The organism is Staphylococcus agnetis, assembly GCF_002901865.1.
GTDB classification, from domain to species: domain Bacteria; phylum Bacillota; class Bacilli; order Staphylococcales; family Staphylococcaceae; genus Staphylococcus; species Staphylococcus agnetis.
On sequence record NZ_PPQF01000008.1, the window covers coordinates 25,781 to 42,402 of the forward strand.

Consider the following 16,622-nt stretch of genomic DNA (forward strand, 5'->3'; position numbering starts at 1 on the left):
TTTTTTATCCATTAATGGTATTGGATTGGGCATGATGTTTAATTTTTATAATGCTTTAATGACAGTTTGACCACCCATAAATGGCACAAGTGCTTCAGGTACAGTTACAGAACCATCTTCGTTTTGATAATTTTCAATGATTGCAGCAAATGTACGTCCTACTGCTAAACCTGATCCATTTAATGTATGCGCATATTCAGGTTTCGCATCTTTATCACGTTTGAAACGAATATTTGCGCGACGTGCTTGGAAATCAACACAGTTTGAACAAGAACTAATTTCTTTATAATCATTATAACTTGGTAACCATACTTCTAAATCGTATGTTTTACTTGAACCAAAACCGATGTCACCTGTACATAAAATTACACGACGGTATGGTAAACCTAATTCTTCTAAAATAGCTTCTGCATGGCCTGTCATTTCTTCTAAAGCGTTCCAAGAATCTTCAGGTTTTTCAATGCGCACCATTTCAACTTTATTAAATTGATGAAGTCGAATAAGACCACGTGTATCACGACCAGCAGAACCTGCTTCACTTCTAAAGCATGCCGTTTGACCAGTGAATTTCTCAGGTAAGACTCCCGGCTGGATAATTTCATCACGATAGTAGTTTGTAAGTGGCACTTCCGCTGTTGGAATCGTGTAAAGCCCTTCTTTTTCAACTTTAAATAAGTCTTCTTCAAATTTAGGTAATTGACCTGTTCCATACATCGCTTTAGGATTTACAAGTTGTGGGGCAATCATTTCTCTATAACCATGTTGTGTCGTATGTTTCGTTAACATGTAGTTCATTAAAGCACGTTCTAGTTTTGCACCTTCACCAGTTAAGAAAACAAAACGTGCACGTGCGATTTTAGCTGCGCGTTCAAAATCAGCCATTTTCAATGATTCTAATAAATCCCAATGTGCTTTCGGTTCGAAATCAAATGTTCTTGGAGTCCCCCATTTTTTCTGTTCTACATTTTCTGTATCATCTGCACCTTGAGGTACATCGTCATGAATCAAGTTCGGAATACGAGATAATTTATCATGTAACGCATCGTCTACTTCTTTTAATTCAGTATCAATCGCTTTAATTTTTTCGCCGACTTCACGTTGTGCTTTAATCGCATCATCTGCATTTTCTTTATTACGTTTCTTTTGCGCAATCGCTTCTGAAGCTTTATTACGTTCAGATTTTAATTCTTCTGTTTTTTGAATTAACTCACGGCGTTTTGTATCAAGATTTAAAATTTCATCTACGACTGAAGTGTCATCACCGCGTAACGCAATTTTCTCTTTGACGTGTTCTGGGCTCGTTCTAAATAATTTAATGTCTAACATGTATATCATCCTTTCTATGATTGCGAGTAACAAAAAAACCACGTCCCCTTGACTACAAGGGACGTGGTTCAACGTGTTGCCACCCTATTTAACAGATATTCATCTGCACTCTACAAAGTTAACGGTTTGACCCGAATTGTTCATCACGTGGGTAGATTTCATATGCAACGTATTATTTGTTCACACCAACCACAAACTCTCTGAAATCGATACATATTACTTAGTCCACAAACAATTGTTTATTAATTTAACTTCAATATAGCAAATTCATTTTCAGTAAGCAAGTGCTAATTTTGTGAACACGTTTAAGCGTGATATGCGACGTTTTTTAAAGCTTCCGCCATAACATCAATATCCTTATGGAATTGACGGTCTTCTGTAATAGAAGGGATTTGTGTTCGGTAATGATCATATTTATCACGCGTTTTTGGAGACAATCCTTCAATGCCTTTTAATTCAACTGCTTGCAATGCAATAATCGCTTCAATCGCTAATACACGACGCACATTTTCTAAAATTTGGAATCCATGTCGTGAAGCAATCGTCCCCATTGAGACGTGGTCTTCTTGGTTCGCTGATGAAGGAATGGAATCAACACTTGCTGGATGGGCTAATGTTTTATTTTCTGATACTAAACTTGCAGCCGCATATTGCATAATCATCGCACCGCTTTGTAAACCAGGTTCTGGACTTAAAAAGGCTGGGAGCCCTCCATTAAGTTGTGGGTTCACTAAACGTTCCAAACGTCGTTCAGATACATTAGCTAATTCACTTAAACCAATTTTTAAGAAATCTAACGCAAAGGCAACGGGCTGACCATGGAAATTCCCTCCAGAAATGACTAACGTCTCATCTCCATCATCGAATATGAGTGGATTGTCATTTGCTGCGTTCATTTCAAATTCTAATTTCTCTCTCACATAATTAAATACTTGGAAACTGGCACCATGAATTTGTGGAATACAGCGTAACGTATATGGATCTTGAACACGGATTTCACCTTGATGCGTCGTTAATTTTGACCCTTCTAACCAGTCTGACATCCGTCTTGCCACAGCCGTTTGTTCTTCAAAATTACGAACGATATGGACGTTTTCATTATATGCGTCTGTAATACCGTTTAAAGCTTGATGTGTTAGTGCCGCAATCCATTCTGCTTCATATCCCAAACTTTCCGCTTCAATAAATGTAATAACACCTTGAGCGGTCATCGCTTGCGTTCCATTGATTAATGCAAGCCCTTCTTTTGCCTGTAATGTCAAAGGCTGACGATGAAGTGATTTTAAGACGTCCGCGCTGTCTAAAATTTCCCCTTTGTAAGACACGCGACCTTCGCCAATCAATGCTAGAGCTAAATGAGATAATGGTGCTAAATCACCTGAAGCACCTAGTGAGCCTTGTTGTGGAATCACTGGAATAATACGTTCATTTATAAAATACGTTAGTTGTTCAACGAGGTCTGTAGTTACCCCTGAATGTCCTTTTAGTAATGTGTTCAAGCGTAACACCATCATGACTAAAGAGACGTTATCTGCAAACGGTGCACCTACTCCACAAGCATGCGAACGTATGAGGTTCACTTGTAGTTGATTGTATTTTTGTTGATCAATTAACACATCACTAAACAACCCAAATCCTGTCGTAATACCGTAGATTGTTTCCTTATTTTGAATAATACGTTCTACAGTAGCACGGCTTTGTTTAACGCGCTGTATCGCATCTTCAGTTACTTCTACGTTATCGTGATGGGCTAAAAAATCTCGTATGTCTTGAATCGTAAGTTGTTCGCCTGTTAAACGTAATGTCATAATAATTCCCCCTTTGTTTATGTCTCATCCCATTTAAGTATAGATGTCATAAAATTGAGTGACAATAGTTCTAGCGATATCCGTAACGTATTATTGAGGTAGCCATTTAATGCGATAAAATATTCATAGATTTACTATTGACGAAAGATATAGACAGGTATAATATATCTTGTTGTATTTAAACTATTTTAATTAAGTAAATGGATAGGTTCATCACGTTAAAATATAAAGAATATATGGAAATGAAAACGGTTATAAAGGAGGTCAAACATGCAAACATTATCAAGTGTTAAAATTCCTAAGCGAAAACAAGAAACGCATAAAGGGGATTATGGACGCATTTTGTTAATTGGCGGAAATGCAAATTTAGGTGGCGCCATTATACTTGCAGCACGCGCATGTGTATATAGCGGTGCAGGTCTTATCACTGTGGCAACACACCCGACAAATCATGCCGCACTACATTCTCGTTGTCCAGAAGCGATGGTCGTTGATATTAATGACACGAAAAAATTAACGAAGATGATAGAATGCTCGGACTGTATATTAATCGGTCCAGGGCTGGGTCTTGATTTTAAAGGAAACAATGCCATGACATTTTTACTTCAAAATATCTTACCGCATCAAAAATTGATTGTTGATGGCGATGCGATTACTATCGTGAGTAAATTACGTCCAGAAATCCCTTCATGTCATGTCATATATACACCGCATCAAATGGAATGGGAACGTTTAAGTGGCATTCCCATTGAAGAGCAAACGTATGAACGCAATCGTGAAGCAGTCAATCAACTCGGCGCAACAGTTGTACTTAAAAAACATGGTACTGAAATTTTCTTCAAAGATGACGAATACAAATTACAAATCGGTAATCCTGCCATGGCTACAGGCGGTATGGGTGATACGCTTGCGGGTATGATTACTGGATTTATTGGTCAATTTGATAATCCAATCGACGCAATCACGAGTGCCACGTACACGCACAGTTATATTGGTGAAAAGTTATCAGAAACGATGTACGTCGTACCACCATCGAAAATTATAGATGAAATTCCTTTTGCAATGAAAGCATTAGAAAAATAAAAAAACAGGGCTGGCAATCATCCAGTCCTGTTTTATTTGATTTATGCTTCGTCATCATCAGTAGATGCGATATCTTCATTCACACGATCCATGAAGTCTTGGCGTAAGTCTTCACGTTCGTCGTTATTATCCTGTTGGTCTTCCGTCTCAGTGACTTCAGTGTGAATGGTGTCTTCAGACATTTGATCATCAATCACATGTTCAGTTTGCGATTCCATGCCATCTTTATTGATAGCTTGATCTTCAACATCCTCGATATCTTCAGGTTCACGTTTAACTTTTGCAACAGTTGATACAAATTGATCATCTGCCATTTTAATTAAGCGTACCCCTTGGGTCATACGGCCATTTTTAGAGATGTCTTGAACTTCCATACGGATAATGACACCATGATTTGTAACGACCATGATATCCTCATCACCAGACACTGTACCAATGCTGATGAGTTGTCCATTACGTTCCGTTAGTTTCGCTGTTTTAACACCCATTCCACCACGATTTGAAACGCGGTATTCACTTACAGATGTACGTTTACCGTAACCTTTTTCAGTAACAACAAGAACTTCATCTTCACTATCTTCGTCCGCGACACCTAAACCAACAACTTCATCCTCATCGCGAAGTCTTATGCCTCTTACACCAGAAGCTATACGACTCATCGCACGTACGTCACTTTCTTTGAAACGAATAAGCGACGCGTCTGATGTTCCAATAAGGATATGTTTATGGCCGTCTGTTAAACGAACAGCCACGAGTTCATCGTCATCTCGGAAATTGATCGCGATTTTACCATTTTTATTAATGCGGTTGAAGTTACTTAAAGCAGAACGTTTAATTAACCCTTTTTTCGTCGCAAAGACGAGGAAGTTTTCTTCAGAATCTAAATCTTTCACCGCTATCATCGTACTGATTTTTTCATCATTATCAAGCTCAATCGCATTCACGATAGGGATACCTTTAGACTGACGGGAGAGTTCCGGCACTTCATATCCTTTCAATTTGTATACGCGACCTTTATTCGTAAAGAATAAAATATGATCATGTGTGCTTGTCGTTACAAGTTGACTCACGAAGTCGTCTTCTAATGTGTTCATACCTTGAACGCCACGACCACCACGATGTTGTGAACGATACGTAGATGCAGGTAGACGTTTAATATAATTTTTGTGACTTAACGTAATTACAATTTGTTCTTCAGGTATTAAATCTTCATCTTCAAGATTGTCTACGCCACCTAATTGAATTTCAGTGCGACGTTCATCTCCATATTTATCTCTAATTTCGATTAACTCTTCACGCACTAAGTCTAATAATTTTTCTTCATCAGCTAAAATTGCTTCCAATTCAGCAATATAAGCAATAAGATCATTGTACTCTTGTTCAATTTTATCGCGCTCTAAGCCTGTCAGACGTCTTAAACGCATATCTAAAATCGCCTGGGCTTGACGTTCTGAAAGTTTAAAACGAGATTGTAAACTTTCCATTGCGACTTTATCAGTATCAGATTCTCGAATAATCGTAATGATTTCATCGATATGATCCAGCGCTATACGTAAACCTTCCAAAATATGCGCGCGGTCTTTCGCTTTACGTAAGTTATATTCCGTACGACGACGTACGACTTCTTTTTGGTGCTCTAAATAATGATAAAGCGCTTGTTTCAAGTTAATCAATTGCGGACGTCCATTGACGAGCGCAATCATGTTGACCCCAAATGACGTTTGAAGTGGTGTTAATTTGTATAAATTATTTAAAATTACGTTGGCATTTGCGTCTTTACGCACATCGATAACAACACGTACACCTGTACGTAAACTTGTTTCATCTCGTAAATCTGTAATACCATCAATTTTCTTATCACGCACTAAATCTGCAATTTTCTCGATCATACGCGCTTTATTGACTTGGAATGGAATTTCAGTGACAACGATACGTTCACGACCGCCACCACGTGATTCGATTTCTGCTTTGGCACGCATAATGATTGAGCCTCTACCTGTTTCATAGGCGCGTCGAATGCCGCTTTTACCTAAAATTAAACCAGCAGTAGGGAAGTCTGGCCCCGTAATATCTTCCATCAATTCATTGATAGAGATTTCTGGGTTACGACTTAAACTCAATACACCATTAATGACTTCGGTCATATTATGCGGTGGAATGTTGGTAGCCATACCTACCGCGATACCAGATGCACCATTGACTAAAAGGTTTGGAAAACGTGAAGGTAGCACACTTGGTTCACGTTCATTGCCATCATAGTTATCGATAAAATCAATCGTGTCTTTATTAATATCTCTTAATAATTCAAGTGCTAACTTTGTCATACGCGCTTCGGTATAACGCATCGCTGCTGCACCGTCGCCATCCATTGAACCAAAGTTACCTTGACCGTCTACGAGTGGATAACGATAGCTGAAATCCTGTGCCATACGTACCATTGCTTCGTAAATAGATGAGTCACCGTGAGGGTGATACTTACCCATGACGTCACCAACGATACGTGCAGACTTTTTATAAGGTTTATCTGGTGTCATACCTTGTTCATTGAGGCCATATAAGATACGACGATGTACTGGCTTCAAGCCGTCTCTCACATCTGGCAAGGCACGAGACACAATGACACTCATCGCGTAGTCTAAAAAGGACTCACGCATCTCGTTACTGATATTTCGTTCATTAATTCTTGATTCAGGTATTTCAGCCATCAAGATATCCTCCTTCTAATTGAACCGTTTTCCATTTTAGAAATCTAAGTTGGCATAAACAGCATTATCTTCAATGAATTGACGACGATTTTCTACGACGTCACCCATTAACATCTCAAATGTTTGGTCCGCTTCAATCGCATCATCAAGTGTCACTTGAAGCATCGCACGATTTTCAGGATTCATCGTCGTCTCCCAAAGTTGATCCGCATTCATTTCTCCAAGACCTTTATAACGGGCAATAGACCATTTCGGTGTTGGATTTAAACGTTCTTTTAATTTATCTAATTCACGATCGTTGAAGACATAATATTTTTGTTTTGCTTGCGTCAATTTATATAACGGTGGTTGTGCGATATACACATATCCCGCTTCGATTAACGGGCGCATAAAACGATAGAAGAACGTTAACAATAACGTACGAATATGTGCACCATCGACATCCGCATCAGTCATGATTACAATTTTGTGATAACGCGCTTTTGAAATATCAAATTCTCCACCGATACCTGTCCCAAATGCAGTAACCATTTGGCGAATTTCGTTGTTATTTAAGATCTTGTCTAAACGTGCTTTCTCAACGTTTAAAATCTTACCTCTTAAAGGTAAAATTGCTTGCGTACGTGAATCACGACCTGATTTTGTAGACCCCCCGGCAGAGTCCCCTTCGACTAAGAAAATCTCACTTTCAGAAGGATCTTTGCTCGAACAGTCTGCCAATTTTCCTGGTAGACTAGATATATCTAAAGCCGACTTACGACGTGTCACTTCACGTGCTTTTTTAGCTGCAAGACGTGCGCGTGATGCCATAATACCTTTTTCAACGATGACGCGTGCAACTTGAGGGTTTTCATATAAGAAACGCTCAAAGAGTTCAGAGAATACACGGTCTACGATTTGACGTACTTCAGAGTTCCCAAGTTTCGTTTTCGTTTGGCCTTCGAATTGAGGGTCGCCATGTTTGATTGAAATGATAGCTGTGAGCCCTTCACGCGTATCTTCACCAGATAAGCGTTCTGAATCGTCTTTCATAAGCTTATTTTGAGAGCCATAGCTGTTTAACACACGTGTTAAAGCACGTTTAAATCCATCTTCATGCGTACCGCCCTCATATGTGTGAATGTTATTCGCATACGTTAACAAGTTAGCAGCGTAACCGCCGTTGTATTGTAAGGCGATTTCCACTTCAACTTCATCTCTAGATTCATGCACGTAAATAGGTTCTGGATGAATGGCCTCTTTATTCTCGTTTAAAAGCTCCACATACGACTTTATTCCACCTTCGTAGTGGTAAGTATCCTCACGTGGAGAATCGTCGTCACGCTCGTCTCTGAGCGTAATTTGAATACCTTTATTTAAGAATGCCAATTCACGAATACGAGATTGTAACGTTTCGTAGTTGTAAACCGTTGTTTCTTGGAAAATTGTGCCGTCCGCTTTAAAACGAATAACTGTACCTGTTTTATCGGTATCATCAATTTGCTTAAGGTCAAATGCAGGTACACCTTTATGGTAAGCTTGGTGGTGAACGCGTCCATCACGGTGAACGTAGACCTCTAACGTATCACTAAGTGCGTTTACAACAGATGAACCTACACCATGAAGTCCACCTGACACTTTATAACCGCCGCCGCCAAATTTACCACCAGCATGTAATACAGTTAAGATAACTTCAACGGCCGGACGTCCCATTTTTTCTTGAATATCTACAGGGATGCCTCGACCATTATCAGTTACTTTTATCCAGTTATCTTTTTCAATTACTACTTCAATTTCATTCGCGTATCCTGCGAGCGCTTCATCGATACTATTATCGACGATTTCCCAAACAAGATGATGAAGTCCGCGTTCTGAAGTTGATCCAATATACATACCTGGGCGCTTACGTACTGCTTCCAGTCCTTCTAAGACTTGAATCTGACTGGCACCATAGTTTTCTGAGTTGTTCACATCAGCCAATGCTTCCACCTTCACTTTCTACTATTTCTCAATATTTCCTTGCGCAATTTGATATACTTTCGCATTTTTCATAATTTCATGATCAATGCCATCTACAGAAGTCGTTGTAACGAACGTTTGTACTTTATGTTGAATGGTACTAAGAAGATGTGTTTGCCTAGAGTCATCAAGCTCACTTAACACATCATCAAGTAAAAGAATGGGATATTCTCCCACTTCTTGATGCATCAATTCTATTTCAGCAAGCTTTATGGAGAGCGCGGTTGTTCGTTGTTGTCCTTGGGAGCCAAAGATTTGTGCATCCATGCCATTAACTTGAAAAGATAAATCATCTCGATGCGGTCCAAACAAACTATTCCCACGCTCAATTTCTCGTTCCATTTGCTGTTCTATAAAGCGATATGTTTCTTCAGTTAAGACATCCTCAGACTGCGAGACGTCTTCATATTTAAGACTGGGCATATATTTTAATGTCAATGACTCTTTCCCATTCGTGATGCCATGATGAATAGGTTGTGCTAACGTTTCTAATTCTTGAATGAATTGACGACGTCGCTGTGTTACTTTTACAGCGTATAACGCAAATTGTTGATTTAGAACCTCTAACATTGTTGTATCTTGTTTTTGTTTGAGTTGGAGCTGTTTTAAGTAATGATTACGCTGCTTTAATATGCGTTGATACTGTGAGAGATCATTTAAATACAGACTAGAAATTTGACCTAATTCCATATCTATAAAACGACGTCTTATTTGCGGTGAACCTTTCACAATATTTAAATCTTCAGGCGCAAATAATACGACATTTAAATGACCAATGTATTGTGTCAAACGACTTTGCTCCAAATGATTCACTTTTACCTTTTTGCCTTTTTTCGTAATAAACATCGTTAGTGGCATCGTGCCATGACGAAAATGAAGCTCACCCTCTATTTTAGCATATTCTGCATCAAAGCGAATGAGCTCTCTATCATTGGATGTACGATGACTTTTTGCCAAAGCAAGTACATAAATTGATTCAAGTAAATTTGTTTTACCTTGTGCATTTTCGCCAATTAAGATATTGACGTCAGGATGACATTTCAGTAAAACAGAAGCGTAATTACGATAATTCTCTAATTGGAGTGTTGATAATTTCATTGCTCACCAAATTTGATAATAAATGAACCCACTTCAGGAATATCGAGCTGATCGCCATCACTTAGCTTTTTTCCACGACGTGTTTCGTGTTCACCATTGAGGTAGACGTCATATTCTTTTAAAAACCATTTCGCTTGGCCACCTGACTCAACAATGCCTTCATAGTTTAAAAATTGTCCTAAAGTTAGTTCACCATCAACGATTATTTCCTCAGCCAAATCCATCACTCCATTCATATTTGCTCACTTATATATTATACCGTTTTACTCATAAAATTTCATGTGCAAAAGTGTATAAATGTCAGGATTCAACATGTAAACGTTTTACGTGAAACATTTCGATTTATTTTGAGTTGTTATCTTCACGTAGCGCGGCATCTATCGCTTGTTTAACACTTTGATAATCAGTGATATCTTCCACGCGTTTGCTATTCACATATAATGCAGGGACTTGTTTAACTTGATATTTTTTAAATAAGTGATGGTCTGCCTTAGCTTGGGTTAACGACGCATCTGATTGAGCTTGATACGCTTGTATAATTGCTTGTTTTTGTTCAGGAGATATATTTAATTGATTGACACCTTTCTTAATCAAATCATCTGTCAACCATGTCTGTTTAGAAACGGCTTTTTTAGAATGCGGTTGTTGCGCATATAAATAGTCGTGAAAATCCCAATAAGCTTTTGGTGCAATTCGATGTACAGTTAGAGCGGCACGTGTACCACGCATTGACTCTTTATCGTGAAGCAGTACATTGACATAACGAAATTCAACTTTGTTCGTATCGATATAATCTTTTTTTAATTTTGGTTTGATGTCTTTCTCAAAATCGCCGCAATATGGACATTTATAATCACCGAATTCTGTGAGAATCACTTTGTTACTCTGTCCTGCCGTTGGATTATTAAGGGTGTCTTTATGAAATGCTTTAACATCGTCTATTGTTTGAGCGCTATTTTTTGATATATATGTCTTGAAGATGCCAGCACTGGCTAAAATAAAAAGTGACACGATGACAATGACCATTATTGATTTTTTTAAGCTCATGATTTTCCTCCAAATCGTCCTACTTATATTTTACTAAAAAAGAAGTCCTTTTAATATTACACGTCCGTTAAAACAACATTTCTTTAATTTTCTTTTTAAAACAAAAAAAGAAGCCAGTTTAAGCTGACTTCTCTTAATGCTGATATTAGTATGTGCGAATTGGTAAAATCAGTTGCGTCACAGTATCATCATCTTTTGGTTTTAAAATAAATGGTTTCATTGTGCCAAAAAATTCAACTTCAACCTCATCATTATCAATTGCTTTTAACGCATCCATCATATATTTAGAGTTGAAAGAGATTTTAAGATTGCCGCCTTCAACATCATTTGCTGTCACTTCTTCTTTTACTGTACCGATTTCTGGAGACGTTGAAGACAATTCAACGAGCGAATCCCCTGTACTTAATTTAATGACATTATTGCCACCTTCACGCGCCAATAATGATGCACGGTCAATGGCATGATAGAAATCATGGTTGTTTAATCCCAATTTAATTTCGTAATTCTCTGGGAATAAACGTGACGTATCTGGATAATGTCCCTCAAGTAGACGTGAAATGAAATTAATATTGCCTACTCGGAATAATACTTGGTTGGATGCAAAGAAAATATCAATGTGATCTTCATTTTCAGTCATAATTTTATTTAATTCCGCTAATGCTTTACCTGGAATGATGACATTTTTATCTTCAATGTCTTCTTCTAATTTTAACTTTCTTACAGCCAAGCGGTGTGAGTCGGTCGCTGTGCATATTAATTCATTTTCTTGTATAAGCCAGTTTACCCCTGTCAATACAGGGCGTGTTTCTGAGGTGGACACGGCGAAATTGGTTTGAGCAATGATATTTTTTAACACTTTTATTGGTAATTGAAGTGCGTCATCACTTGAAACCTGTGGTAATAAAGGATATTGATCTGGATCTAAGCCGCTTAAGTTAAATTCAGAATGACCTGAAGTGATTAACGTTTGGAATTGATCGTTTGTTGATAATTTAACTTCAGTACCTGGTAATTTTTTAATGATATCTACGAAGAAACGGCCTGGTAATACGACTGAACCTGGTTCTTTTACTTCTACGATTTCTTCTCCATCTACTTCATTAGGAATCGTGATTTCGATCGAGATTTCAGAGTCAGAGCCTGTTAAGACAATACCTTCGTTTGTCGCTTCAATTTTTATCCCTGTCAAAATAGGTAATGTTGTTCTTGGGGATATCGCTTTTAATGTATCGTTTAATTGCGTGATAAAATAATCTCTCTTAATAGAAAACTCCATCATTCAATAAACTCCTTTCAGTCGTTTATATAGTCTTAGTTATATTAAAGATAGTATTAATAGTCATAGGTGCTGTGGATTAGTGGATAAGTCTAAAAAGTTGTGATGATACAACATTGTGCACATGTGGATAAACTGTGCATGATGTGTATAATTGATCAACATTATCCACAACTAGGTCGCTTAAGCATTGCGGATTTCTTTTTCAAGTGATTCAATTTCTTGCTTCAGTGTTGGATCATTTTTAATGTCTTTAATGATTTTGTCATGTGCGTGTATGACTGTGGTATGATCACGGCCACCAAACTCTTCACCAATTTTAGGTAAAGAAAAATCGGTTAACTCTCGTGATAAATACATGGCGATTTGTCGTGGATAGGCAATCGATTTCGTTCGTTTTTTAGCTGCGAAATCCTCAATGCGCACACCATAATATTCCCCAACGACTTTTTGAATATCTTGAATCGTGATTTTTTTAGATTTTGGTATTTGAATAATGTCTTTAAGTGCATCCGCTGTAAGTTCCGTCGTGATAGGCTTCCCTTGAAGTTTTGAAAATGCAAGTACGCGTGTTAATGCACCTTCTAATTCACGAATGTTTGTTTGAATTTGATTTGCGATATAAGTTAACGCTTCAATCGGAATATCCAAGTTCTCTTCTTCGGTCTTCTTCTGTAAAATGGCCATTCGAGTTTCGAAATCCGGTGGCGTAATATCAACGATAAGTCCCCACTGGAAACGCGATTTTAAACGTTCTTCAAGCGTTGAGATTTCTTTTGGTGGACGGTCACTTGAGATGACAATTTGTTTATGATTTTGATGTAAATCATTAAACGTGTGGAAAAATTCTTCTTGTGTTTGTTCTTTCTTTTGAATGAATTGAATATCATCGATGAGTAAAATATCAATATTTCGATACTTTTCGCGAAATGATTCCGTATCATTATTTCGGATCGACTGAATAAATTCATTCGTAAATTTTTCACTTGAGGTATAAAGCACTTTCGCGTTTGGATTATTTTCTAAAACGTAATGTCCAATTGCGTGCATAAGATGCGTTTTACCGAGCCCAACACCACCATAAATAAATAATGGATTGTATGCTTGAGCTGGAGCTTCGGCCACAGCTAAACTTGCAGCGTGTGGGAAGCGGTTGCCTGGACCAATGACAAAGGTTTCAAATGTATTATTCGTGTTGAATTGTTCACCATTCGTCTCAGGATTTGTCGCAGGCGGCGTTGCCTGTGCTGATGAAGGTGGTTTCAGTTCATCAAAATCTGCTTCTGTTAAAAATCGTACGTGTTTTACGGATTTTCCAGTAACAGTTTTAATAATGGTTTGAATTAATTCCGTATAATTGGTACTCAACCAACTTGCTACAAAGGGTTGATTGACTAATACAATTGCTTCTTCATCAGACAGAGTATGCAACATTGTGTCTTTAAGCCAAGTTTGATAAGAAATATTTGATACTTCTTCTTTAGATAAGTTGAGAACTTTGTCCCAAATTTCTTGTTCTGACATTTACACTCCATCTTCCTAAGTAATATTTTTTTGAGTTATACACAGATTTCCCGTCAGTGGATAAAACTAATCACACCTTGTTAATAATTATCCACAAATTAATCACATGTTGTGGGTAACTCTAACGTTGAACGGGATTATTCACAGGTATATGCTACGTTATCGTGATAAAGAAACCTATGTATCGTAAGGGATTAATCCACTTATCCACACAATTATACTTTTTAACAACACCCCCTGTCAAACGGGTGTGAATATGTGTGACAACTTTCGAGTAACTTGTGCACAAAAAATAATTATCCACAAAATATTCGGGCGCAATTGTGTATAAGTGGATAACTTTTACACATCTATCATCGTGGCTTATTCAAAAAATACGCTTGATTTACCAATATGAATTTGATATTATGTAGTAGTTGCTTGAAATGTAGACATTTCATTTAAGAGAAGAATATCTATTTAACGTGGCAGTGCGTTGAAATTGAAGATAGTTAAAATGAATGAAGATCATCGAATAAAGCAAGATGGAGGTGTTTTTAATGGTAAAACGTACTTATCAACCAAACAAACGTAAACATAGTAAAGTGCACGGTTTCAGAAAACGTATGAGCACTAAAAACGGCCGTAAAGTATTAGCGCGTCGTCGTCGTAAAGGCCGTAAAGTCTTATCTGCATAAGACAGAAGATGAATAGGGGTCTAATGCGCGTTAAGGATTTCCTTAACCGCTTTGATAGGGGCTAGGACAGCATATGATGTCCCGGCCCTCTTTTTTTCGGTACGAAAATGTAACGAATGATGTTCGAATTGAGAAAGCTGAGTGATGTTCAATGGAAAAAGCATACCGCATCAAAAAAAATTCAGATTTTCAATTGATCTATCGGAAGGGGAGGTCAGTTGCGAATCGACAGTTTGTCGTCTATACGTATCGTCATAACCAAAATGAACATTTTAGATTAGGGATTAGTGTATCTAAAAAAATTGGTAATGCGGTAACACGTAATAGAATTAAACGCAGTGTGAGAGAATGCTTTAAAATTCATAAATTAGATATATTACCTTTAGATATAATTGTAATCGCAAGACATCCTGCAAAAGAAATGTCTACATTAGAAATTCAAAAAAGTTTAGAACATGTTTTAAAAATAGCGAAAGTATTTAATAAGAAAATCAAATAAAATTAGACATCCGTTTGTGTGACTTCAGACAAACGTAAGACTGACTCGCGTGTTATAAACACCTCATATATCAAGGTTTGCGTAGGTTAGGGCGTCTTTACACATGATTGATGATGCACATGAATCGTAATAAGGTTTGAAACATTTTACAATAGATATAATGGTAAAGGAGGTACGTGTGTCATGGAACAATTAGATACAATTACAAGTATATCAACCCCAATGGGGGAGGGGGCAATTGGTATTGTCCGTTTATCAGGTCACGATGCCGTAGAGATAGCTGATAAACTCTATAAAGGTAAACGTGCATTAAAAGACGTTGCGTCTCATACGATTAATTATGGTCACATTATTGATCCTGAAACGAATGAAACGGTTGAAGAAGTCATGGTCTCAGTGTTACGTGCACCAAAAACATTTACACGAGAAGATATTATTGAGATTAACTGTCATGGTGGTATTTTAACAATTAATCGTATACTCGAACTGACAATGACACATGGCGCACGTATCGCAGAGCCTGGTGAGTATACAAAACGCGCATTTTTAAATGGACGTATTGATTTATCACAAGCTGAAGCTGTGATGGATTTTATTAGAGCGAAGACTGACCGCGCGTCTAAAGTAGCCCAAAATCAAATAGAGGGACGCTTAAGTGATATGATCAAGGCACAACGTCAATCTATTTTAGAAATTTTAGCGCAAGTTGAAGTGAATATAGATTATCCAGAGTATGATGATGTTGAAGATGCGACAACTGAGTTTTTATTAGAACGTTCAAAAGCGATAAAAACAGATATCCAAAAATTACTTGATACAGGTGTTCAAGGTAAAATTATGAGAGAAGGCTTATCTACGGTCATTGTAGGCAAACCTAACGTAGGGAAGTCTTCCATGTTAAACAGTTTAATTCATGATAACAAGGCAATCGTGACTGAAATAGCAGGGACTACACGGGATGTCTTAGAAGAATATGTTAATGTGCGAGGTGTGCCACTTAGATTAGTTGACACAGCTGGTATACGTGAAACGGAAGATATTGTGGAACGTATAGGTGTAGAACGTTCGCGCAAAGCATTAAGCGAAGCAGACCTCATTCTATTTGTTTTAAATTATAATGAAGCGCTCACAGAAGAAGATAGAAAATTATATGAAGTCATTAAAAATGAAGATGCGATTGTGATCATTAATAAAATGGATTTAGAACAACGCCTTGATATTGATGAAGTGAAAGCGATGGTAGGGGACATGCCTATTATTGAAACGTCTATTTTAAAACAACAAGGTATCGATGATCTCGAACTTCAAATCAGAGATTTATTCTTTGGTGGAGAAGTCCAAAGCCAAGATATGACATATGTATCTAACTCACGACATATATCTTTATTAAAACAAGCAAAACAAGCAATTCAAGATGCCATTGATGCAGCCGAAATGGGTGTCCCAATGGATATGGTACAAATTGATCTAACGCGCACATGGGAAATTTTAGGAGAAATCATAGGCGAATCGGCAAGTGAAGAATTAATCGATCAACTTTTTAGCCAATTCTGTCTTGGAAAATAAAAAAGGAGGATTTAG

At 37.6% G+C, this 16,622-nt stretch carries 13 protein-coding genes and 1 other annotated feature; of the genes, 4 read left to right on the plus strand and 9 right to left on the minus strand.

Annotated features, from left to right (window positions below; translation table 11 throughout):
* Positions 1 to 45: 45 nt before the first annotated feature.
* Together serS and hutH are read right to left on the minus strand one after the other, a co-directional pair.
* Complete coding sequence (serS, locus tag CD172_RS01105; protein WP_103345200.1) at positions 46 to 1,326, minus strand: serine--tRNA ligase; 1,281 nt, start codon at positions 1,324 to 1,326, stop codon at positions 46 to 48.
* Positions 1,327 to 1,380: 54 nt separating this feature from the next.
* Positions 1,381 to 1,566 (minus strand) — a binding site (T-box leader).
* A gap of 65 nt (positions 1,567 to 1,631) precedes the next feature.
* Positions 1,632 to 3,134 (minus strand): histidine ammonia-lyase, encoded by a 1,503-nt coding sequence (gene hutH / locus CD172_RS01110; RefSeq protein ID WP_103345201.1) that lies wholly within the window; start codon positions 3,132 to 3,134, stop codon positions 1,632 to 1,634.
* Positions 3,135 to 3,404: 270 nt separating this feature from the next.
* On the opposite strand from hutH, the gene CD172_RS01115 reads away from it, so the two are divergent.
* Positions 3,405 to 4,217, plus strand: coding sequence for an NAD(P)H-hydrate dehydratase (locus CD172_RS01115; RefSeq protein ID WP_037565162.1), 813 nt, complete (start codon positions 3,405 to 3,407; stop codon positions 4,215 to 4,217).
* Positions 4,218 to 4,258: 41 nt separating this feature from the next.
* Here the strand turns inward: CD172_RS01115 and gyrA are convergent, their stop codons facing one another.
* From gyrA to dnaA, 7 genes are all read right to left on the minus strand, one after another.
* Positions 4,259 to 6,922 (minus strand): DNA gyrase subunit A, encoded by a 2,664-nt coding sequence (gene gyrA, locus CD172_RS01120; protein WP_103345202.1) that lies wholly within the window; start codon positions 6,920 to 6,922, stop codon positions 4,259 to 4,261.
* Positions 6,923 to 6,958: 36 nt separating this feature from the next.
* Positions 6,959 to 8,890, minus strand: coding sequence for a DNA topoisomerase (ATP-hydrolyzing) subunit B (gene gyrB / locus CD172_RS01125; RefSeq protein WP_172616724.1), 1,932 nt, complete (start codon positions 8,888 to 8,890; stop codon positions 6,959 to 6,961).
* Positions 8,891 to 8,902: 12 nt separating this feature from the next.
* On the minus strand, positions 8,903 to 10,018 hold the full coding sequence (gene recF / locus CD172_RS01130; RefSeq protein ID WP_037565158.1) for a DNA replication/repair protein RecF: 1,116 nt from the start codon (positions 10,016 to 10,018) through the stop codon (positions 8,903 to 8,905).
* Complete coding sequence (locus CD172_RS01135) at positions 10,015 to 10,254, minus strand: RNA-binding S4 domain-containing protein (RefSeq protein WP_081858172.1); 240 nt, start codon at positions 10,252 to 10,254, stop codon at positions 10,015 to 10,017. Before CD172_RS01135 ends, recF begins: the two co-directional genes overlap by 4 nt.
* Positions 10,255 to 10,360: 106 nt before the next feature.
* Positions 10,361 to 11,065, minus strand: a complete 705-nt coding sequence (locus CD172_RS01140) for a DsbA family protein (protein WP_103345204.1) — start codon at positions 11,063 to 11,065, stop codon at positions 10,361 to 10,363.
* A 145-nt stretch (positions 11,066 to 11,210) separates the two neighbouring features.
* Positions 11,211 to 12,344: a DNA polymerase III subunit beta gene (dnaN, locus tag CD172_RS01145; RefSeq protein ID WP_082624777.1), complete on the minus strand. Its 1,134-nt coding sequence runs from the start codon at positions 12,342 to 12,344 to the stop codon at positions 11,211 to 11,213.
* Between the two features lie 180 nt (positions 12,345 to 12,524).
* Positions 12,525 to 13,865 (minus strand): chromosomal replication initiator protein DnaA, encoded by a 1,341-nt coding sequence (dnaA, locus tag CD172_RS01150; RefSeq protein WP_037565154.1) that lies wholly within the window; start codon positions 13,863 to 13,865, stop codon positions 12,525 to 12,527.
* Positions 13,866 to 14,404: 539 nt separating this feature from the next.
* Between dnaA and rpmH the strand changes: the two genes are divergently transcribed.
* From rpmH to mnmE, 3 genes are all read left to right on the plus strand, one after another.
* Positions 14,405 to 14,542 carry a 50S ribosomal protein L34 gene (gene rpmH, locus CD172_RS01155; RefSeq protein ID WP_000240855.1) on the plus strand — a complete coding sequence of 46 codons (138 nt, stop codon included), beginning with the start codon at positions 14,405 to 14,407 and terminating at the stop codon, positions 14,540 to 14,542.
* Positions 14,543 to 14,693: 151 nt separating this feature from the next.
* Positions 14,694 to 15,041, plus strand: a complete 348-nt coding sequence (gene rnpA, locus CD172_RS01160; RefSeq protein WP_037565151.1) for a ribonuclease P protein component — start codon at positions 14,694 to 14,696, stop codon at positions 15,039 to 15,041.
* Between the two features lie 183 nt (positions 15,042 to 15,224).
* The gene (mnmE, locus tag CD172_RS01165; protein WP_037565150.1) at positions 15,225 to 16,607 is read left to right on the plus strand and encodes a tRNA uridine-5-carboxymethylaminomethyl(34) synthesis GTPase MnmE; all 1,383 of its coding nucleotides are present in this window, start codon (positions 15,225 to 15,227) and stop codon (positions 16,605 to 16,607) included.
* Positions 16,608 to 16,622 lie beyond the last annotated feature (15 nt).